The sequence below is a fragment of the Bacillus sp. 22475 genome (assembly GCF_052044835.1).
Lineage (GTDB): Bacteria > Bacillota > Bacilli > Bacillales > Bacillaceae_G > Bacillus_A > Bacillus_A cereus.
In genome coordinates this window covers 44,945-66,276 of the sequence record NZ_JBQENW010000027.1, presented here as the reverse complement: position 1 = coordinate 66,276, position 21,332 = coordinate 44,945, and the positions used below count along the sequence as shown (strand labels likewise).

Genomic DNA, 21,332 nt, shown 5'->3' with positions numbered 1-21,332 from the left:
AAGTGCTTCGACTGACCCTTCAGCTAAAGGTTGTTTTAATTGTTTATTTGAATCTTTTTTCATGGATGGACGCCCCTTTTTCTTAGATTGAAGGGCATCAATTCCTTGTGTTTCGAGCTGTTTTTTCCAAACAGAAATCGTTGAAGGGGCAGGAATATTAAAGATAGCTGCTGTCTCAAATAAGGACATACCGTTTTCAATCATAAAGTTTAGTATGTCTAGTTTAAATTGTTGTGTGTAATTTGTACATCGTTTTAGAAAAGCTTCCAGACCATTCTGTTTATATTGGTTTACCCAATTCAAAATGATTGTGTCACTTATACCGAGCGATCTACCCATTTCTCGATAACTTTCATTTCCGTTCAAATAACGTAGAACGATTTGTATTTTTTCATCAGCTGTAAATTTAGCCATAGAAAAACTGCACCTCCAATTGTTAGACTGTGTCTAACAATTGGGGTGCAGTTCAGCTCTTTTTTATGATTCTTACATTCTTTCTTTCTCTTGAAAGTAAGCAATATTGTCTCGAAGCCACTTCCTCTCCGACATAAACAAGTTTTCACGTTTTTTGTACACTTTATCAAATATCTTTAAAACTTCTTCATGATCAACAAACTTATGTAAGAAACGAAGAGCAATGATAATCTCTGCTTCATCCGTAGGCTCTACTTCATTTTTACGTCTTCTAGCAACAATTTTATTCACACGTTCGCAAATTGGTCTCATTGCCATTTCGTCGCCATACGTATAAATAGCTCGAACAGCTTCATATTTCACCATGACATTTCTATCCTGTAAAGCTTCAATATAAACTACTTGTAAGTCTCTTCTTCCGATTTCTGCTAAAGTCTCAATAGCTGCTGAACGAATATAAGCACTATTACTATATAAAAGCTTTGTTAACGGCAGAATCGATTGATTTGTTCCAATCTCAAGCAAGGTATAACAAATATTTGTAATCTCATCTTTATTTTCTTGAGTATCCAGCAACTTTAGTAAAGCACTCTCCGCTTCTAATGATTTACATAACTTTAAGGAAGAAATAGCCCAATAACGAACACCATCGTTTTTATGGTAAATATACGGAATAATTTTATTTGTATCACTTACTTCTGGCAATGTATAAATATTAATAAGCAGTTCACTTAACAAAGTCGGGTTTTGTTCACATCCCAAACAATCTATAAGATAATCAGCAATACAGATCTCTTTCGTATTAATAGCAAGTTTCGTCATTACATAATACATATCTTTCTTCATAGCTATCTTTTTTTCTTTAGTTACCTTCTGCTGTAAATAAGGAAACGTTAATAGGTCATTTAGCTCTTTTGCTTCATCATAAGCACGATGCCTAACCTCTGTATCCTCATCAGCCATCCGCCTTAATAAACTATCTATATACCCTTCCATCTCCTTCTCTCCCCCCCAAATTAAATCTATCTCTTTGCATTCTATATATGATAGACTTTCATTTCAACAGAAAAAAGAGGATGCCGCAGCATCCTCTCCTATTTCCTCTATTCCACACAAGTAAACTGCGTCCAAGCCCCTACATAATCTAGTAAGAATAACTCCTCTTCCGCAATTATACCGACAATATTTTTCCGTTCATCTATCGGCATTTCTTTTAGAATGATTTGCAGTTCACCTTTATACTTACCAAATGAGTTGTTACCAATTACAACTTGCCCTCTTTCCTGTAGTACACTTTTGCGCACTGGGAAGTCATAGTCTTTGTACTTTTTACGTACTTCTGTAGAACGTACCATATACTCTGTTATGTCGCCGCGTCTTACATGTAATTCTTGCAGTGTCGCTCTCTTCTCTACTTCAGTCGCTTCGTCTACAAATTGTACTTTCAGCTGTAACATGTATCGATTTAAGTTTCCTAGTTTCTCTAACTCTTCCTCACTCGCATAAGCATTTCCGATAATGACATCATCAATTAGCCCTGTCGCCCATAAATGCTTCGCTTGTACTTCAATTGGTAAATTACGATGTTGTTCTAACGTACATAATCCATCGTTAATATCCCATGGACCGATGTTTGCGGCATGTAATGTAATAAAGGCTGCCGTGCGAATTCCGTTCTTTTTAAAACGTTCACTACAACGAATGAAATAATCGTACGGAAGACCAGTGAATTTTTGCGGATAAAAATTATGACAGCCAATTAAAGCTGATTTATTCGCTTGATGCGAAAGAATATTTTCTAAGTACGCAATATCGTTACTTACGTTTAGTTCAATTTTTAAACCGTACGGATTATTCGTCATTTTCGCTTCAGTTAACCCGTCAAATCCTACATCTAAACGAATACCGTCTGCGCCTAACTCTGCGAAAAATGATAGATCGCTATAACTAATATCAAGCTGATCAAACACAGCCGGAGCTACATCTAGAATAACTTCCATATTATTATCTTTTGCGTGATTAATAATCTCTTTAAATTCAGATACAATTTCTTCTTTCGGACGATTCACAGATAACAAACAAGTAAATATTCTTGAAAAACCGTGTCGTGCCGCTGCCGAAATATATGCCATATCTTTTTCTTTCGTTGAATGTTCTGGATAAAGTGAAATTCCTAATTTACGCTCCATGTTTTTGCATCTCCTTCACACGTTGTATTAATGCCATGCTCGTAAATCTATATTTTGCAGATAAACATGTTGCACATAAAATTGTCGGTACAATAATTACGTACGGTGAGTGTAGACCTAACATTACATATGCCCCCATTGAACAACCGATAAATAAAACTGATACTAGTAGTAACACTAATAAAGATTTACTTTGTACCCATTTCGAATAATGGGCAATACACTGTCCGACCACGAATGTAATTAAGATGATAATTGCTCCGAGCATTCTGTTTTCTCCTCTCCTGCTAATTGTTGTTTCTCATACATTTTGAAGAATGGATAGTAAATAACGAATGAGATCGCAAAGTTAACAAGTACAAGTACACCAGCCATAATTGTCCAGTCCGTGCTAATAATCGCTGCAATTGGTGCTAACATCGTAAATGGCAGTTTCGCCATCATGAGTGGAATCATACCTGAAACAACTGCGAAATATGATACTGTCGTTGTCACTAGCGGTGTAATAACGAACGGAATAATTAAGATTGGGTTCATTACAATCGGAGCCCCGAAAATAATTGGCTCGTTAATATTGAATAAACCTGGTACGAATGATAGTCTACCTAACTCTTTTAGGAACTTAGATTTAGAAAACATAAACATAATTACTAAAGCTAACGTTGAGCCTGATCCGCCAATCCATACGAACCATTGAATGAATTGCTCTGTAAATAAGTTTGGTAACTGATGTGCATTTCCTGTAGCCGTGAACACTTCCATATTTTCAAGAATTGCTGAATCCCACATCGGACGAATGATTGGTCCTAAAATCGCCGGTCCATGTATACCAAATGACCAGAAGAACACGATTAAGAATACTGTTAATAAACCACCGAATAAGTTATTTCCTACTAGTACTGATTTTAATGGTGCGATTAAGTATGTAATTGTTGTATTCACATCGAATTTCAAACCGTAGCGAATGCCCCAGAATAGAAGAATAACTACTAATGTTGGAATTAATGCTGCAAACGAATTTGAAACTGCTGGTGGTACACTGTCTGGTAATTTTATTGAGATATTATGCTTAATCATAAAATGATAAATTTCTACTGCAATTAATGCTGTCACAATTGCGCCGAATAAAGACGTTGCGCTTAATGTTCCTACTGAAATATATCTACCTGCATCAATAACACCTGGTACAGCTTTCGTAATTTGAATTGGTTCAACTGATGCTAGTAAAAAGGCGAGTACAGATAGTAGCCCTGCACTTAATTGATTGAGTTGATAAAAGTTCGCGAGCGAAGCCCCTACTCCAAATGCTGCGTATAAGGCCATTAGTCCTACTGTAAATCGGAATGGAATATCTAAAATATGGCGAAACGGTGCAATCCATTCCATATATGCATCAATTGGTAAGTTTAAAAAGATAACGAAAAATGATCCGACGATCGTTAACGGTAATGTAGAAATAACCCCGTTACGAATTGCTAATAAATGTCGTTGTCCTGCAATCTTTTGCGTTGTTGGCATAATCTTTTGTTCCATAAAACTCATAAACCCATTCATCAATACTCCTCCTCTTTCTCTCTACTATGAAAGAATGAAACAAAGTTTATAACATTATAATGTTTATATTTAAAAAAATATAATCATGCTAAAACTAATTGTTCTGCTTGTTTAAGCACTTTCAAACCATCACACATGCCGTAATCTCGTTGGTCTATAATCGCAACTGGTATGTTGTATGAGTTTGCAAGAAACTCTACAGCTGGAAATAAATATTTCACTTGTGGACCGATTAAAACGACATCGGCTTCCTTTATTTCAAGTTTCACAAGTTCTGAATCAACCGCCTTAATTTTATAATTCTTCCCCTGTTTTTTTGCCTCTTCTTGCATTTTTCTTACGACCATACTCGTTGACATACCTGCTGCACAACATAATAAAATGTACATCTTATACTGTCACTTTCTCTTCCATTCGTTTATGAAGGGTAATAAATTCTTCAGCCAGTTCTTTCACTGTAATTGCATTCATTAAATGATCTTGTGCGTGCACTAACAGTAAACTGATTTCTGCATGATTTCCTCTTGCCTCTTCTTGAATTAAATCCGTTTGAATACGATGAGCTGCTGAAATTTCTTCACTAGCAAGTTCCATCTTTTCACTCGCATTCTCAAAATCTCCTTGTCTTGCAAAAGCGATTGCTTCAAGCGCCGCGCTTCTCGCGTTGCCACCATGTAAAATTAACGCAAATGGAGTTTGCATATCAGTCATTTTAAATTCCCCCAAACTATATATTTTCTATATTTTTATCTTATTATGAAAACGCATACAATTAAACATAAAAAACTTCCGTTATGTAACGGAAGTTTTTATATACTTTTTCAAAACGATAGTAAAATCTCTTGAAAATCTTCAATTACCTCGGTCTGAGTTAGCTTCTCTATCGCACTTTGACTAGACATAATATCATATAAAAAATCATAAAGCCTTTGTAAGTCTTCATTATTATTGCGCTTTACACTAAATAAAATAATTACTTGTACTTTTTTATCTCCCCAATCAACAGCCTTTGCAAGTGTACAAAACATCAAAAAGGTTTTCTCACTTAATAACTGCATCGGATGCGGAATCGCAACTAAATTCCCAACCGCTGTCGGAGACGTATTTTCTCTTTCCATAACAGAAGCATAAAAGTTTTCTTGTACATAATGTTTTTCAGCAGCTTTCTCACATAAAAACTGAATAACATCCTCTTTCGTAGAAGCACTATGATTTAAAAAGATTAAATCTTCCTTAATATATTGCTGCACACTATTATTCACATGCGTAAACAACCGCTGACCAATCGATTTAATCTCTTTATCATCAAATATTGAATTCACTTTTATAACTGGAACAGGCAAGCCACTCGGTATATGAATCGTACTAATAATACAATCTATTTTTTCTTTATAAAGATCTTCTACTTTCAATTGATAATAGCCTGTAATACCTATAATCTCTAATTTATCTCGGAACTGTGATAAAATTTTATATTTTAATAGTTGTGCACTTCCTTGACCAGTCGCACAAACTAATAAGCATCTTTTCTTTTGATTTTGCTCCTGCAAACGGCTCATCGCTCCGCCGAAGTGAATTGCTATATAACCAATTTCACTTTCAGGGATCGATTCACCCGTATATTCACCAATGATATCTCCAACAAGAACCGCAATTTCAAAAGCATACGGATAATTCTTTTTCACTTCTGCCAAAAGAGGATTTCTCGTATTTAACTTATACTTCAAACGATTTAATAACGTTTTTAAATGAACACCAAATCCAAATAATAATTCTTCATCATAATAAAAAATAAGATTCCGTTCTTCCGCTACTTTAAAAAGAATATGTTGCATAAATGCATATATATCTTTTCCTAATAACTCTTCTACATTTTCATAGCGATCTCTCGCTGTAACAGCAGTACTTAATAAATGCATTGTCACATATAATACTTCTTCTTCTGGAAATGAAAGTTTTAACTCTTTCTCTAAATCTCCTAAAATTTGCTTCGCAATTGTATATTCTTTCTTTATTATAAGTTCCGATTGCTCCGCATGCAGTCCTTTCATATAATGTTGACTTTGACAACGCTTTAATGCGATTGCAATATGAATGACTAAATTATCAATTTCTATATCAGATAAGTATATTGTTCCACCCTCAATATACTTTAATATAATTGAACGAATGAGTGATATGTGAGGTAGCGATACATATGTCTCTGTCTGCTCAAATTGCTCATGAAACGGCGTATGGTCATAACGCGGTAAACCATATTGTGATAAACAAGAACGAATATTAAATTCCTCTCCAACAATACGTATACCATAATACGGTCTCTTCTCAATTTGTAATTTATAGCGACCACATATATCTGTAACATCTTTCATAATTAAATTGACCGTTGATTTGCTCACATAAATCTCTTCCGCTAATTCTGAAAGCTTCACATATCCCTCTGTTGTTAAAACACGTTGCAGAATGTACGCTATTCTTTCTTCATAAGAAGTTGGGATCTTTTCCGTCTGTTTTTGAAATAGACTCACGCAAAAGTCTTCAAATTTCTTCGTTTGTATAATTTCTAATTCGTATCCAGTCCCTCTTTGCGATTCGATTTTCGCTCCGTTTTCTTCCAATATATCATTTAATAATTTTATATCCTTTTGAATCGTCTTCGTTGATACATGTAAACGGCTCGCTAAAAAAGCTCGATTTAACATCGATTTCTCTTCTAAAAACTCCTCCAAAATAGAAATTAATCGCTGCTGCACCTTTGTCATAGCTCTTCCTCTCGCTCTTTATATATAAAAAGGAAAAAGCTGCTGAAGTCAGTAGTTTTTCCCCTTTATATTTTATCTATTTCTTTAATGTAAATCCGAATTTATCCCACGCTTGTAAATAATCTAATAAGAAAATTTCTTCTTCTACAATTCGCCCAACTACATTTGTTTTTCCTGTATTCACCATATCTTTTAATGCAATTTGTAATTCGCCTTTATACTGACCGTATTGCTCATTATCAATTAAAAGATCTCCACGCTTAATCTCGCGCGTATTATGAGGTTTAAACTCTTCTTTTTTATATTTCACGCGACTTTGTGTAGAGCGAATCATATATTCTGATACATCTCCACGATAAAAATGTGGTTCATCTAATACGATAATTCTTTCTAGTTCTGTCGTTGTATCATATAGTTCTATATCAAATGTTTGTTTCTCTTTATTTAATGCACCTAGTGCTTTTAATTCTTCTTCTGACGCATATGCGTTTGCAATAATAACATCATCAATTAATTCCGTCGCGAATAAATGCTTCGCCTGTGTTGTCATCGGTAATTCACGATGCTGCTCTAATGTACATAACCCTTCTGTTACTGGCCAAGGTCCGTATGTTGCATCAAATGATGAAATAAAAGCAGCCGTTCTCATACCGTACTCTTTAAATTGTTTCGAGCATTTAATGAAATGATCGTATGATAACCCTGAATAACGATGCGGATAAAAATTATGACAACCAATTAAATTTTCACGATTTGGTCTATGACTCATAATGTTATCTACATACTTCGTACCATTACTCATATTAATCTCAATTTTCAAACCATACGGATTATAAGTCATAATTGATTCTTCTAATCCTGAGAAACCAACATCTAAACGAATACCGTACGCACCTAATTCATGGAAGAATGATAAATCATTATACGAAATACCTAATTGTTCAAAAACAGATGGACTAATATCAACTAATACTTGGAACCCTAATGCATTCGCATGAGAGATCGTTTCTTTAAATTCTTCTATAATTTTCTCTTTTTCTCCATCCACAGATAATAAACATGTGAACACACGTGTAAATCCATATTTACTTGCTAATGTTAAATACTCCTTATCTTTCTCTACTGTTGAATGTTCTGGATAAATAGAAATACCTAATCGTCTCATATGTACACGCCTCTTTCTTCGTCATATTGTAAACCTTTTCAAATATATGTAGTGAAAAAGTATATATCCCCATCTTGTTCACTACTTTTTTGAATCCGCTTTCTTTAAAGAAAAAACAATTTCTATCATTCTTAACACCTACAAGTCTATACATCTATACTTTACATCTTTTTTTCATAGTTGTGTAGCGTTTACACAAATTTGTCAGTTTTTTACCTTGAAAATTGGTATCCGTTTTCAAGACACCTTCCTTGACTGTTGCATTGGCCAATACATATACTCGAAAGAAAAGAGATAAAATTTATATAGGGGATGAATATATGGGAGAAGCAATACTCGTAAAACGAGAACCGTTATGGACAAAAGAGTTTGTCGCTTTAATTTTTGCAAACTTATGTATGTTTTTAGGGTTTCAAATGTTAATTCCAACCTTACCTGTTTATGTGAAGGAAATTGGTGGTACAAGTTCCAATATCGGATTTGTTGTCGGCATGTTTACCGTTGCGGCACTTTTTGTTAGACCGCTAACTGGGAACGCCTTGCAAAAATTCAATAAAAAAATCATTTTAATGATTGGTACTGCTATTTGTTTACTCGCTATGGGCAGTTACCTTTTCGCCTCAACTATCTTTCTTTTGCTTGCTGTTCGTATTTTACACGGAGCTGGTTTCGGTATTACAACGACTACATACGGAACTGTCGTTTCTGATTTAATTCCATCAGCTCGCCGCGGAGAAGGCATGGGATATTTCGGCCTTTCTGGAACAATTGCAATGGCTCTCGGTCCACTTATCGGACTATGGCTTATGCAAGCATATAATTTCAACGTTCTTTTTTTATGTGCACTCTCATGCACAATCGTTTCATTAATTTTAACGAAACTACTTCAAATCCAAAAAACGAAACAACCACCAAAACAATCATCTGGTACTTTTCTCGATGGATTTATTGAGCGTAAAGCTTTACTTCCTTCATTATTAATATTATGTATTACATTAATGTACGGCGGAATCGGCAGCTTTATCACACTATTCGCTACCGAAGTTGGCATTGCTGATATTAGTCTCTTCTTTTTATGTAACGCGCTAGCAATCGCTGTAACTCGTCCATTTTCTGGAAAATTATATGATACGAAAGGCCATACATTCGTCATCATTCCAGGGGTTATTATAACGTTCGCAGGTATTATTTTATTGTCGTATACGACGACAATTCCAAGCTTAATTATTGCTGCAGCATGTTACGGAAGTGGTTTTGGAGCGATTCAACCTGCACTACAAGCATGGATGATTGACCGCGTAGCACCGCATCGACGCGGCGTAGCAACAGCTACATTCTTCTCCGCATTTGACCTTGGAATTGGTGCCGGAGCAATTATTTTCGGATTCATTGCACATTTTACAAACTATGCAACTGTATATCGTTACTCCTCTCTATTACTTATTGCTTTTCTCTTCATTTACATTACAAGCATAAGAAAACAAAAGCATGGCGATAAAAACACGGAAAAAGCTGCTGGATAATTCAGTGGCTTTTTTATCGTGTTAAAAGAATTGTTTCCCCTCATGTTACTGTTATAAAACTACATGCATTTTCCTACATATTTTTTTAACTTTCATCCAAAAATATACGATGAACTCGCAGACGCTTTCCTTAATATTCGACTGAACATTATTATTCTAAAAAGTGTGATTTCTTTACAAAATTAAGATTTATACAAGATGAAAACCAATAAAATACACCCGTTTCTTTAAAGGATTGTAAACTTTTCATCTCTTTGTAAATTTAGTGTAAATTTTACTAGCAAACCGTTTACAGTGACTCAAGGTTCAGTTAATAATTACAGCGTACATGAAATTTAAGGAGTGGAATGCGTGGAATATAATGTTCAAGAAATGATCTTCCAATTCATTGGTGGATTAGGTATTTTCTTATTCGGGATTAAATACATGGGCGATGGACTGCAACAAGCAGCTGGAGATCGTCTTCGCGATATTCTAGATCGTTTTACAACAAACCCACTAATGGGTGTACTAGCTGGTATGTTAGTTACTGTATTAATCCAATCAAGTTCAGGAACAACCGCTTTAACAGTCGGACTTGTAAGTGCCGGATTTATGACATTAAGACAAGCAATCGGTGTTATTATGGGTGCAAACATCGGTACGACAGTTACTGCATTTATTATCGGAATTAAAATCGGAGAATATGCTCTCCCAGTTATGGCAGTTGGAGCTATCTTACTATTCTTCTTTAAAAATAAAAAAGTACATTCTGTAGGTCAAGTTGTATTCGGTTTTGGTATGTTATTCTTCGGTTTAGAATTAATGAGCGCAGGTATGAAACCTCTTCGTTCTTTAGAGTCATTCCAAGATTTAATGGTTAGTATGAGTGATAATCCAATTTTAGGAATTGTTGTCGGTACAGTCTTCACTTTAATTGTACAGAGCTCAAGTGCAACAATCGGTATTTTACAAGAACTATTCGGTCAAGGTGCAATCGATTTACAAGCATCTCTTCCTGTATTATTCGGTGATAACATCGGTACGACAATTACAGCAGTATTAGCAGCAATCGGTACTTCAATTGCAGCAAGACGTGCAGCATTAGTTCACGTTATCTTTAATATTATCGGTTCAATTATCTTTACAATTTTATTAGTACCATTTACAAGTTTAATTCAATATTTCCAAACGTCATTAAACTTAAATCCAGAAATGACCATTGCATTTGCACACGGAACATTTAACGTAACAAATACGATCATTCAGTTCCCATTCATTGCAGTATTAGCATGGATTGTAACAAAAATTATTCGCGGCGAAGATTCTGCTATTAATTTCAAACCGCAACATTTAAATCCAATCTTTATTGAACAATCTCCAGCCATCGCTTTAACAGAAGCTCAAAAAGAGATTATCCGTATGGCTGAGTTCTCATTACACGGATTAAAAGAAGCAAACCAATTTTTAAATACACAAGACAAAAAACACGCTGACATGGCTACTCAATTAGAAGGAGCTATTAACAATTTAGATAAAAAGATTACCGAGTATTTAGTTTTACTATCAGAAAAGCCTCTTTCACCTACGGATTCTGAAAAACATTCCGTATTAGCAGGTGTTGTTGGGGATATTGAACGTGTCGGTGATCATGTAGAAAATCTTGTAGAACTTGTAGATTTCCAAATTTCAAATCGTGTTTCACTATCAGACGAAGCATTAGCCGAATTAAACGAAATGTTAGAATTAACGATTTCAACACTGCAAGACTCAGTTGAAGCTTTAACAAACTTCGATACTGAACTAGCTCAAACTGTTATTGCAAAAGAACGCAAAATCGACCAAATGGAACGTGTTCTTCGTAAACGTCACGTATTACGTCTAAACGAACGCAGCTGTTCAGGTGATGCAAGTATCATCTTCGTCGATATGGTAAGTAACTTAGAGCGCATTGGCGATCACGCTGTAAATATCGCTGATGGTGTTTTAGGGGAACAAGGAAAAATCAATTTAAAACAATCATTATAATAAGAAAGAGACGCTAACTTAAGCGTCTCTTTTTTCATTATATTTTAACAACTGTTCTTCCTTTTAACTTTCCTTGCAATATAAGTGTAAACTTCTTCTCTAATTCTTCTAATGTACATTCTTCTGTATAAGATAGTAACTCTTTATTTCCCCATTCATTCGCTAAAAGCGTCCACACATCTCTTCTTACGTCTACTGGACATTGCACAGAATCTACCCCTAAAAGGCTTATGCCTCGTAAAATAAACGGATATACCGTTGTATGTAATTCCTGGCCTGCCACATTACCGCAAGTCGTTACACAACCACCATACTTTACTGTTTTTAAAGCTGTTTCTAACATATGTCCACCTACAGTATCAATAACTCCGGCGTATATCCCTTTTAACATCGGTCTTCCTGATTCATCATTCAATTCCGCGCGATGAATCACTTTTTTCGCTCCTAGACGTAGTAGCATTTCTTCCTCTTCCATTTTTCCTGTCGCTCCTACTACGTTAAACCCTAACTTACTTAATATACTAACAGCTACACTCCCTACGCCGCCTGTAGCACCCGTTACTAAAACATCTCCCATACTAGGCTTTATCCCTGCTCCAATAAGCTTATATACCGACAAAGCAGCTGTAAAACCTGCTGTCCCATACATCATACTTTCCTTTAATGACATTCCTTCTGGTAAAGGCACGATCCAAGATGATGGTACGCGAATATATTCTCCGAAACCACCAGAGGTATTCATACCTAAGTCATATCCCGTTACAATAACTTGATCTCCTATCTTAAAGGCGTTATCTTCACTACTCACAACTTCTCCTGCAGCATCAATTCCTGGCGTATGAGGATACGTTCTCGTAACACCTTTATTACCAGTAGCTGAAAGGGCATCTTTATAATTTAATGAAGAATAATGAACCTGTATTAATACGTCCCCCTCAGGTAAACTACTTACTTCTCTCTCTACAACGTTTCTTACAAACTGCTTACTTTCTGTTTCGTTCACAACGATTGCTCGGAATGGTGTATGATTCATTATGCTCTCTCCTTTATCCGTCAAATTCTTCTTTATTATATAGAAAAAACAAGTAAGCCTACTCATTTCTTCTTGGCTATATTTCAACAAATCTTACTTCCCTATCACTTTCTCATAATATATATTTTCATTTCTACTAAAAGCCCTTATACTTATTCTACATCTGAAAAATAATATATAAAAAATCTGACTTTTTATAAATAAATTGAATTTTTACGAAATGTAAATGATTTGTAATGTTTTTTTTCGCTAAATTTCATTATAATAAGTGGATATGAGTGTCGTATTTCAATCCAAATGAAGGAGTACAGGAAATGGAGCAAAACCCATCTTTGCAAGAAAATACACGCAGTAACCCGAAAAGAAATAAGAAAAAAATAAAAGTTATTATAAGCGCTATACTATTCGTTTTATTAATAGGCGGCGGTTATACTTGGTTTTTAGTAAATAAAGCATCTTCTGCTGTTCGAAATGCCGCACACGATTTAGCACGCGGTGATAAATCTGATTTACGTGATAAAGCTGTAAAACCTATTACAAATAATGTCTCTGTTTTAATAATGGGTGTTGATGAAAGTGATGTCCGGGGAAAAGAATATGGTGACGCTATAAGAACAGATGCGCTTTTACTTGCAACTTTTAATAAAGATAGCAAAACTGTTAAACTATTAAGTATCCCACGTGACACATATACTTATATTCCAATAGAAAAGAAAAAAGATAAAATTACACACGCTCATGCATTCGGTTCTGCTAAAAACGGAAAAAATGGTGGACCACAAGCAAGCATTGATGCAGTTGAAAAATTAATGAATGTTCCTGTCGATTATTTTGTAAAATTTAACTTTAAATCATTTATAAAAATTGTCGATGACTTGGGCGGTGTTGAAGTTGATGTACCAGTTGAATTTACTGAGCAAGATAGCAATGATAATGCTGAGGCAATTCACCTAGAAAAAGGTGTTCAAAAGTTAAATGGCGAAGAAGCTCTTGCTCTTGCTAGAACAAGACACATCGATAGTGACGCAATGCGCGGACAACGTCAACAACTCGTTATCGAAGCTATTTTAAAGAAACTAACAAATGTTGGATCTGTAACAAAAGTTGGCAACATCATTGATGATATTAACGGACAATTCGTTACAAACTTAACATTTGATGATATGCTTTCATTCTATAAATATGGATCGGATGCGGAAATTGAGAAATTACAAATTCAAGGTGATGACTGCTATATGGCAAAAGGTGACGACACATGTAGCAAATCTGCTGGTGGTGGCCGAACTTACTACTACAATCCAGATAAAAAAGAATTAGCTAATGTTACAAATGAACTTCGTACTCATCTTGGACTACCTGCATATACAAAGTCTGACTCAGACTCTGATTCGAAAAAGACAAAAGAATCTAAGTCTGAAAATTCAAGTGAACGCAAATCAAGTAACAATGAAGTGAAAAATAAGAACAAAAATAGCAGTGAAGATACAGAAACATCGTCTAACGACAATGAATAGTAAAGAAGCAGTACTCTATGGAGGTAGAGTACTGCTTCTTTTTATTTCGTCAAAACTAAAAATCAGAACTTTCTAACTATCTTTTTTAATATTTTTAAATTATAATAAATAGTAGCAATCTATTCCAATTATCAGGGGGCTCATACATATGAAAGCTGCAGTAAAACATAACATCTCAGATTTTAAAGACTACTTAAAATCCAACGATATATACATGGAAGAAAATATAGATGAAAATGATGGCTCTGTTCATTTTTCAGTAGGATTAGAGACTGAAGCTGGCGCAAAAATTCAACTTATCGCTGCTTTCCAAAACGAACATCCTACGGTGGATATATACTGCTTCAATGTTGCTCACGTGCCTGATGCAACATCAACAAATGATATTTTACATGTCATCAATGAATTAAATACATCTTATCGCTTTGCAAAATTCACATTAAACAAGCAAAATGCAATTGATATTTCAACATCTCTTGCATTCTCAGAACCAAACTTTAATCCGGCACTTGTCTTTGAACATACGAGAATGCTATATAAATTAGCAAATGACGAATATAAAAACTTAATGAAAGTTATTTGGGCGTAATCAATCTGCCTTCAAATAGCAGGATAAATAAAAGGATGGCGCTGCTTGCAGCCCATCCTTTTATTTCGATAACATATCAATCCACATCTTAACAGCAGTACCTACAATCAAAATCGATAACATATATTGCAGTACTTTTTGATTTATCCTCTTCCCGACTCGTGCTCCAAGTGGCGCAGCAAATATACTGGCAACCGCAATAATTAGAGCTGGAATGATAACTACTTGCCCAGTAATCACTTTTCCTGTAGTAATCCCTATTGAGGAAATAAACGTAATAGCGATAGATGTTGCGATCGTCATGCGCAGTGGTAATTTTAAAATAACTAGCATAATGGGAACTAAAAGGAACGAACCTCCAGCTCCTATAATGCCTGAGGCTCCCCCTACAACGAACGCTAACAAGCTTGCTAACCATTTATTATACTTCACATCTCCACTATTATTTTGTTTCGGTACAAACATCATAATAGCTGCAATTGTAGCTAATGCTGCATAAACAACATTGACTGTATGTTCCTCTAATATGTTAGCACCGAAACTCCCTATGAAGCTTCCTATTAATATACTAGCTCCCATATACACAACTAACGTTTTATTCATATCAGTACTTTTCCGATATGCCCACGCACCTGCAAAAGTTGCAAAGAATACTTGTACCGCTGTAATCCCGCTCACTTCATGTGACGTATAGCCAGTAAATCCTAACAATACTGGAATATATAAGATCATCGGATAATTAATAATCGCACCGCCAATTCCAACCATTCCTGATATAAATGATCCTATAAACCCAATTATAAAAAGTAATAATACTAAGCTCACCTTACATCCCCCGCCTTCTAAAAAGAAGGTGATTTAAATGAATAAGTTTACATTCCCATCCGAAGCATCTGCTAAATATGCCCCTACACCTGCAAACTCTACCCCTTCCATAATCTCTTCCTCTTTTAACCCTAATAAATCTACTGTCATTTGACAAGCTACAAGTTTAATTCCTTGTTCTTTCGCCAAATCAATTAAATCTGGCAAAGGCATTGCGTTATGTTTTTTCATAATGCCTTTAATCATCTTCGGCCCCATGCCAGCAAAATTCATTTTGGATAATCCCATCTTATCAGCACCGCGTGGCATCATTTTTCCAAATACTTTTTCTATAAATGTTTTCTTTACATTCACATGTTCATCTTTCCTTAAAGCATTTAATCCCCAGAAAGTATGAAAAATAGTTACCTCTTGGTCATACGCCGCTGCACCATTTGCAATAATATAAGCAGCCATTGCTTTATCGTAATCTCCGCTAAATAACACGATTGTCGTTTTTTTCTGCTGTTCCATGTTGTTCCTCCTCCAAATTACCTATAGGGGTATTTAATTGTTTATAAAAAGGCTCAAATCTTTTATCTCTATGCTATATGACTTTACCTTCCCAAGCTAACATACCACCTACCATATTGATCGCTTGAAAACCGTAGCTCTCTAAAAACTGAACTGCTCTTGCACTTCTCGCGCCAGAGCGACAAACGATAATATACTCTTTCTTTTTATCCAACTCATGCATTCGAAACTCTAGTAGACCTAACCTAATAGGAAGCACTCCTGGAATTTTCCCTTCCGCCACTTCTTCTACTTCACGAACATCAATTATAAGTAACTCTTCACTTCGTAATAATCTTTCCTCTACTTCTTTCGCTGTTATTTCTTTCATCTTGATACTCCTTCCTTACAAACCATTCATACCACCTGAAACGTTTATTACTTGCTGAAACCCTAGTTTTTTCAACATCTTTGCAGCTTGCTTACTTCTCATTCCACTTTGGCAAATAACGATTACTTCCATATTTTTATCTAACTGACTTGCTCTACTAGCTAACTCATTTAACGGGATATTCTGAAATCCTTTCATATGATTTCCTCTATATTCACCTACTGTACGAACATCGATAAGTTGTTTCCCCTTTTTTTCCACTATATTCTTTAATTCTTTTCCACTGATATTTTGCACACCTTTCACTGGTAAAAATCGTGAAATAACAAACCATGCAGCAAGTACAATGGAAAGCGTACTTACTATCGTGTTCATATAACCACCCTCTCTGCATTTATAACAATATTTTTTCCTACGCCTTCTTAATCCAAAATTTCAGCACATCAGCTTCTTCTACATGCTTTACGATGTCGTGACCACTTTTATTTGCCCACGCTGGAATATCCTTAACTGACCCTTTATCCGTTACATGTATTTCTAACACTTCTCCAGTTTGTAGAGCATCCATCGCTCTCTTTGTTCTTACAATCGGCATTGGACATGCTAAACCTTTCGCATCTAATACTTGTTTTATATTCATCATCAATTCCTCCAATTTGTTATTTTTATAATGACTCATGCACTGCACAACGATTTGGGCCAATCTCCATTTCACGCTCTTCTTCCACACTCGGATGAATTTTCCCCATATTCGTTTGACGAATTTCTTCATATGCATTTGGTTGTGGTGGTAAGTTCTCTGTCACAGTTTTACGAAACTCTACTTCATCAGCAATATTTAACCCTACATTCTCTTTAAATAGATCTTGTAAGCTCGCACTCACAATGCCTCTTTCATCCATTTCACTTATTTTTGAATAATGAGCTGGTAAAACAATTAAATCTTGAGACAGTTCCTTATAAAGTGTATATAACGTATTTCTTAAATCACTCACCCAATCTTCAGCCTTACCAGCAAGGTCAGGACGCCCAATTGAATCTACAAATAAAATATCGCCTGATAATAAATAAGAATCATCTACAATGAATGACGTACTTCCAATCGTATGCCCTGGTGAGTATAACGCGTCAATTACAATTTTAGTACCCCCCACCGTAATAACAGATCCTTCAACAAGCGGTTCGTATGAGAAAACAACTTCCTCTGCATCTTTTGGTGGTAACCAATACGTACCACCTACCTTTTCCGCTAACTTACGTCCTCCGGAAATATGGTCTGCATGTAAATGTGTATCCATTACATTCGTAATCGTAACGCCATTCTCTTTCGCAAACTCCTCATATGCTTCAACCGTTCTTACTGCATCAATAACTGCTGCTTCACCGTTAGAAACAATCATATAAGATAAACAGCCTTTTCCAAGACGATTAAATTGATATATACTTCCTCCGCCCTGTACATCCCCTACTTTTAACGGCTTCACATATTCACTCCAAGCTTTCATGCCACCAGCTAAATAATAAATATTTGCGAATCCCGCCTCTGTTAATTGCTCTGCCACAAATATAGAAGACCCTTCTTTTGCACATACTACTAAAACATCTTTATCTTTAGGTAATTCACTTACAATATGATCTACACCATCTAACAAGTCAAAGTAAGATTTATTAATAGAAGAAACTTGTTTCCCTTCAATTTTCCAATCTTCATAATCCGTCTCATTACGAACATCTAAAATGAATAACTCTCCGAATAAAACTTTCTCTGCCACATCTTTTGCTTGTAACGGTTTAACATTCATTTAATTACCCCCATAGGTATATTTTCGTTCAAAAAAAATTTACTTCTCTATATTCCCTTGCCACTCTATCATACCTGGAATGACATTTTTCACATTTAAATAACCTTTCTCATTCAACATTTGGCAAGCTATATCACTGCGATTACCAGTTCGGCAAATAACATAAATTTGCTTCGTCTCATCTAACACTGCGCTGTCTAATTCACCTAATGGTACCGAAATGGCGGATGGAATATGGCCAAAAGCAAATTCCGCTGCTTCGCGAACATCTAATACAATGCTCTCTTCTCCATGAGACAATATAGACTGTAATTCTGCATTCGTAATTGTATGAGGATATTTCACAACTTCATTCACTTCATGCTCGTTTGCTTTCCTAACATAATGCACCAATACATCCCCCTCTTGTTTCGTCCCGATATATTGATGTCCTACTTTACTCGCCCAACTTTTTATATCTACCGTAGATCCTTTATCTGTTGCCTTAACTTCAATCACTTGCCCTGGTGCCAATCCTTCTATCGCCTTCTTCGTTTTCACAATAGGCATCGGACAAGCCAAACCTTTACAATCTAAACTCATATCCACTTTTATACTCATAATCGATTCCTCCACAATTTATATACATATACCTGTAGGGGTATATTAAAACGTTTTTGAAAATCTGTCAACACTTATGTTTGACAGATTATCGGCTTTTTACAAGTAATTGAACAGCTTCTTTAATTAACTCTTCATTTGAACCATTACCACTTTCAAACTGTTCACGCAAACATTGCTCTAAATTCGTTCCAACAACGAGCCCAATTGTACGATCAAGGGCAGAACGAGATGCTGTTAACTGTGTAATAACTTCTCGGCAATCTTTTCCTTCTTCCATCATACGAAGCACACCACGAACTTGACCTTCAATACGTTTCAATCTATTTTTCATATCTTGATTATATTCCACTATAGACCACCTCCGTAATCGTAACTATATTATACATTACTTTGTAACTTTGTATAATAGCATATACCCTCAAGGGTATATTGTAAAGCTTTTTGTTTTTTGAACCTTTCTAACGTATAGTAAAAATGCAAAAGCCACTGATTTTATTGACTTTTGCATTTCTCAACTACACTGCATTATTATCTTACTTCTTATAAACTCCTTGTAAAACTATAATCCATTTCTCCACCTAGTGCTGCAGCTGTATCACCAGTTTCTCTAAAATCATGTGTATATATTTTTTCAAATGAATCGAAATCTACTTGCTTATAAAATTCAAAACAAGGGAATCCATCATGCTCTCCTTGAATATCAATACTACCATCCTTTTTCACACATACATGTAATAAATAATCTACAGGAGGTGCATATATATTTAATGGATTACTTGCACTCGCACTCATTTTAAATTGCACACCATCAGGATTCCATACGATATTCGTGCACACAATATTTTCAGTACTCGCTTTTCCTGTTCTTTTATTCACAGAACCATCTGGATTCGTAACCTTCTCTGTCGTAATACCCGTGTTCGCATATGAAAACACTTCTTCTTTATAAAAATCCACTACTACCTCTTGCTCAACTCTAGAGCGCATCGCATTTACCGCATACGGTGTGAATTCACGTGAATCACCTTCGAATTGAATTACTTTTCCTGTTTCCATATCCTTCTTAGCCTCAGTCCAAGACATTGGAATAAATACACTGGCTCTAATTTTCACGATATTAGTCATAAGAAACACCTCTATAATTTTATTTTAGATACGGCATAATCTTGAGTAAAACAGCCCACAATCTCGCTATCATAATAAATAGCTTTCTCTTTTACGCTTGCTACTTCCTTCTGAAAAATAGCGCTATATTTACAGCTAGATTATCGTTTTAAAGCTATATTCCATCTCTCCAGCTAGTGCTGCTGGGGTATCATCCGTTTTTCTGAAATCATGTTTGTATATTAATTCAAACGAACCAAAATCTACTTGTTTATAAAATTCATAGCAAGGGAAACCATCATGTACACCTTCAATATTCACAGTACCACTTTCATTAGCTCGTATAGTCAAAAAATAATCAGCTGCAGGTGCTGCTGCGTTTAAAGGGTTACTTGCACTTGCTCTCATTTCAAATGAAACTTCCTCTTCACTCCATACAATATTTGTACATACAATGTTTTCTGTACTTGTTTCTCCCTTTTGATACTCAATTGAGCCATCTGGATTTGTAATCTTCACGGTGACGATACAAGCATCTGCATATGTGAAAATTTCTCTTTTATAAAAATCAATATTTACTTCTTGTTCTAACCTTGAACGCTTTGTGTTCACAGCTTGTGGTGTAAACTCACGTGCATCTCCAGCATATTCAAACACTCTTCCTGTTGCAGGGTCCTTAATAGGTTCCAGCGATGCATACGGTGCAAAGACACTCCCTCTAACTTTTACGATATTGACCATATGAAACCTCCATTGATTCTATATTATATAAATCATTATTTGTTCTACCAACATAATATAGTCAATTTGATTGACTATATTATGTATAGTACAATAGACATTACATATAGTCAACTTAATTGACTACAAGCGCGGAGGTTATATATATGGATCAAAAATTTAACGAGTTAGATCTTACATCGCTTTTATCATTATCATTTAGCACATTAATTACTGAGCTACATGACAAATTAAGTGAATTAGGATTTGAAGATATTAGGCCAGCACATGGTTTTATGTTCAAACGCATCCTTCCTAATGGGGCAACTGGTATAGAGCTAGCTGAGTATTTAGGGATTTCCAAACAAGCTATAAGTAAAATGGTGGATTCTCTTGAGAATAGTGGCTACGTTACACGTAAAACACACCCTACTGATAAAAGGGGTAAAATCATCGTTTTAACCGAACGTGGTTTAGCAGTAATGAAAGCAAAAGAAGAAATAGTAGCTGAAATAGAACAGCGATGGATTGAAAACATAGGTACAGAACGAATGCAAATGCTAAAAGAAGATTTAACAACATTCGTTACTAAAGAAAATACAGAGAAATTATCATCAAATATACGTCCTGTCTGGTAAACAAAAA

The 21,332-nt window shown here is 35.3% G+C and carries 25 protein-coding genes; 5 read left to right on the top strand and 20 right to left on the bottom strand.

Annotation, left to right across the window (positions count from 1 at the left end; genetic code table 11):
- The 9 genes from ACTJJY_RS26505 to ACTJJY_RS26465 form a co-directional block, all read right to left on the bottom strand.
- Positions 1 to 414 (bottom strand): transposase (locus tag ACTJJY_RS26505; protein ID WP_440605686.1); only part of this gene is annotated, 414 nt, incomplete at its 3' end.
- A 72-nt stretch (positions 415 to 486) separates the two neighbouring features.
- Positions 487 to 1,410 (bottom strand): HEAT repeat domain-containing protein, encoded by a 924-nt coding sequence (locus ACTJJY_RS26500; protein WP_440606999.1) that lies wholly within the window; start codon positions 1,408 to 1,410, stop codon positions 487 to 489.
- Positions 1,411 to 1,517: 107 nt separating this feature from the next.
- Positions 1,518 to 2,603, bottom strand: a complete 1,086-nt coding sequence (locus tag ACTJJY_RS26495) for a DUF871 domain-containing protein (protein WP_440606998.1) — start codon at positions 2,601 to 2,603, stop codon at positions 1,518 to 1,520.
- Positions 2,593 to 2,871 (bottom strand): hypothetical protein, encoded by a 279-nt coding sequence (locus ACTJJY_RS26490; RefSeq protein ID WP_000900046.1) that lies wholly within the window; start codon positions 2,869 to 2,871, stop codon positions 2,593 to 2,595. The genes ACTJJY_RS26495 and ACTJJY_RS26490 overlap by 11 nt, the downstream gene beginning before the upstream one ends.
- Positions 2,847 to 4,157: a PTS sugar transporter subunit IIC gene (locus tag ACTJJY_RS26485; RefSeq protein ID WP_001013057.1), complete on the bottom strand. Its 1,311-nt coding sequence runs from the start codon at positions 4,155 to 4,157 to the stop codon at positions 2,847 to 2,849. Before ACTJJY_RS26485 ends, ACTJJY_RS26490 begins: the two co-directional genes overlap by 25 nt.
- Before the next feature lie 83 nt (positions 4,158 to 4,240).
- Positions 4,241 to 4,546 carry a PTS sugar transporter subunit IIB gene (locus ACTJJY_RS26480; RefSeq protein WP_000275642.1) on the bottom strand — a complete coding sequence of 102 codons (306 nt, stop codon included), beginning with the start codon at positions 4,544 to 4,546 and terminating at the stop codon, positions 4,241 to 4,243.
- Position 4,547: 1 nt separating this feature from the next.
- Complete coding sequence (locus tag ACTJJY_RS26475) at positions 4,548 to 4,868, bottom strand: PTS lactose/cellobiose transporter subunit IIA (protein WP_440606997.1); 321 nt, start codon at positions 4,866 to 4,868, stop codon at positions 4,548 to 4,550.
- 110 nt (positions 4,869 to 4,978) lie between these two features.
- Positions 4,979 to 6,919: a BglG family transcription antiterminator gene (locus ACTJJY_RS26470; RefSeq protein ID WP_440606996.1), complete on the bottom strand. Its 1,941-nt coding sequence runs from the start codon at positions 6,917 to 6,919 to the stop codon at positions 4,979 to 4,981.
- 76 nt (positions 6,920 to 6,995) lie between these two features.
- Positions 6,996 to 8,084: a DUF871 domain-containing protein gene (locus tag ACTJJY_RS26465; protein WP_440606995.1), complete on the bottom strand. Its 1,089-nt coding sequence runs from the start codon at positions 8,082 to 8,084 to the stop codon at positions 6,996 to 6,998.
- 320 nt (positions 8,085 to 8,404) lie between these two features.
- On the opposite strand from ACTJJY_RS26465, the gene ACTJJY_RS26460 reads away from it, so the two are divergent.
- Entirely contained in the window at positions 8,405 to 9,607 is a 1,203-nt protein-coding gene (locus ACTJJY_RS26460) for an MFS transporter (protein WP_377821318.1), read from the top strand.
- Between the two features lie 351 nt (positions 9,608 to 9,958).
- On the top strand, positions 9,959 to 11,614 hold the full coding sequence (locus ACTJJY_RS26455; protein WP_440606994.1) for a Na/Pi cotransporter family protein: 1,656 nt from the start codon (positions 9,959 to 9,961) through the stop codon (positions 11,612 to 11,614).
- Positions 11,615 to 11,651: 37 nt separating this feature from the next.
- Here the strand turns inward: ACTJJY_RS26455 and ACTJJY_RS26450 are convergent, their stop codons facing one another.
- Positions 11,652 to 12,647, bottom strand: coding sequence for a YhdH/YhfP family quinone oxidoreductase (locus ACTJJY_RS26450; protein ID WP_440606993.1), 996 nt, complete (start codon positions 12,645 to 12,647; stop codon positions 11,652 to 11,654).
- A 314-nt stretch (positions 12,648 to 12,961) separates the two neighbouring features.
- On the opposite strand from ACTJJY_RS26450, the gene ACTJJY_RS26445 reads away from it, so the two are divergent.
- Positions 12,962 to 14,161: an LCP family glycopolymer transferase gene (locus ACTJJY_RS26445; RefSeq protein WP_440606992.1), complete on the top strand. Its 1,200-nt coding sequence runs from the start codon at positions 12,962 to 12,964 to the stop codon at positions 14,159 to 14,161.
- 148 nt (positions 14,162 to 14,309) lie between these two features.
- Positions 14,310 to 14,750 carry a hypothetical protein gene (locus ACTJJY_RS26440; protein WP_000642362.1) on the top strand — a complete coding sequence of 147 codons (441 nt, stop codon included), beginning with the start codon at positions 14,310 to 14,312 and terminating at the stop codon, positions 14,748 to 14,750.
- Positions 14,751 to 14,810: 60 nt separating this feature from the next.
- Here the strand turns inward: ACTJJY_RS26440 and ACTJJY_RS26435 are convergent, their stop codons facing one another.
- From ACTJJY_RS26435 to ACTJJY_RS26390, 10 genes are all read right to left on the bottom strand, one after another.
- Positions 14,811 to 15,575: a sulfite exporter TauE/SafE family protein gene (locus ACTJJY_RS26435; RefSeq protein ID WP_440606991.1), complete on the bottom strand. Its 765-nt coding sequence runs from the start codon at positions 15,573 to 15,575 to the stop codon at positions 14,811 to 14,813.
- Between the two features lie 33 nt (positions 15,576 to 15,608).
- On the bottom strand, positions 15,609 to 16,088 hold the full coding sequence (locus ACTJJY_RS26430; RefSeq protein WP_000437741.1) for a DsrE/DsrF/DrsH-like family protein: 480 nt from the start codon (positions 16,086 to 16,088) through the stop codon (positions 15,609 to 15,611).
- A gap of 73 nt (positions 16,089 to 16,161) precedes the next feature.
- Positions 16,162 to 16,458: a rhodanese-like domain-containing protein gene (locus ACTJJY_RS26425; RefSeq protein WP_440606990.1), complete on the bottom strand. Its 297-nt coding sequence runs from the start codon at positions 16,456 to 16,458 to the stop codon at positions 16,162 to 16,164.
- 15 nt (positions 16,459 to 16,473) lie between these two features.
- On the bottom strand, positions 16,474 to 16,833 hold the full coding sequence (locus ACTJJY_RS26420; RefSeq protein WP_440606989.1) for a rhodanese-like domain-containing protein: 360 nt from the start codon (positions 16,831 to 16,833) through the stop codon (positions 16,474 to 16,476).
- 37 nt (positions 16,834 to 16,870) lie between these two features.
- The gene (locus tag ACTJJY_RS26415) at positions 16,871 to 17,101 is read right to left on the bottom strand and encodes a sulfurtransferase TusA family protein (protein WP_050821650.1); all 231 of its coding nucleotides are present in this window, start codon (positions 17,099 to 17,101) and stop codon (positions 16,871 to 16,873) included.
- 22 nt (positions 17,102 to 17,123) lie between these two features.
- Positions 17,124 to 18,260: an MBL fold metallo-hydrolase gene (locus ACTJJY_RS26410; RefSeq protein ID WP_440606988.1), complete on the bottom strand. Its 1,137-nt coding sequence runs from the start codon at positions 18,258 to 18,260 to the stop codon at positions 17,124 to 17,126.
- A gap of 39 nt (positions 18,261 to 18,299) precedes the next feature.
- A complete protein-coding gene (locus ACTJJY_RS26405; protein WP_440606987.1) occupies positions 18,300 to 18,860 on the bottom strand; it encodes a sulfurtransferase TusA family protein in 561 nt (186 codons plus the stop codon).
- Between the two features lie 88 nt (positions 18,861 to 18,948).
- On the bottom strand, positions 18,949 to 19,212 hold the full coding sequence (locus ACTJJY_RS26400; protein WP_000456206.1) for a metal-sensitive transcriptional regulator: 264 nt from the start codon (positions 19,210 to 19,212) through the stop codon (positions 18,949 to 18,951).
- Between the two features lie 191 nt (positions 19,213 to 19,403).
- Positions 19,404 to 19,988, bottom strand: a complete 585-nt coding sequence (locus tag ACTJJY_RS26395) for a DUF3238 domain-containing protein (protein WP_440606986.1) — start codon at positions 19,986 to 19,988, stop codon at positions 19,404 to 19,406.
- A 135-nt stretch (positions 19,989 to 20,123) separates the two neighbouring features.
- Positions 20,124 to 20,708 (bottom strand): DUF3238 domain-containing protein, encoded by a 585-nt coding sequence (locus ACTJJY_RS26390; RefSeq protein ID WP_440606985.1) that lies wholly within the window; start codon positions 20,706 to 20,708, stop codon positions 20,124 to 20,126.
- Between the two features lie 146 nt (positions 20,709 to 20,854).
- Between ACTJJY_RS26390 and ACTJJY_RS26385 the strand changes: the two genes are divergently transcribed.
- Positions 20,855 to 21,325: a MarR family winged helix-turn-helix transcriptional regulator gene (locus tag ACTJJY_RS26385; protein WP_440606984.1), complete on the top strand. Its 471-nt coding sequence runs from the start codon at positions 20,855 to 20,857 to the stop codon at positions 21,323 to 21,325.
- The last annotated feature ends 7 nt before the right edge of the window (positions 21,326 to 21,332 follow it).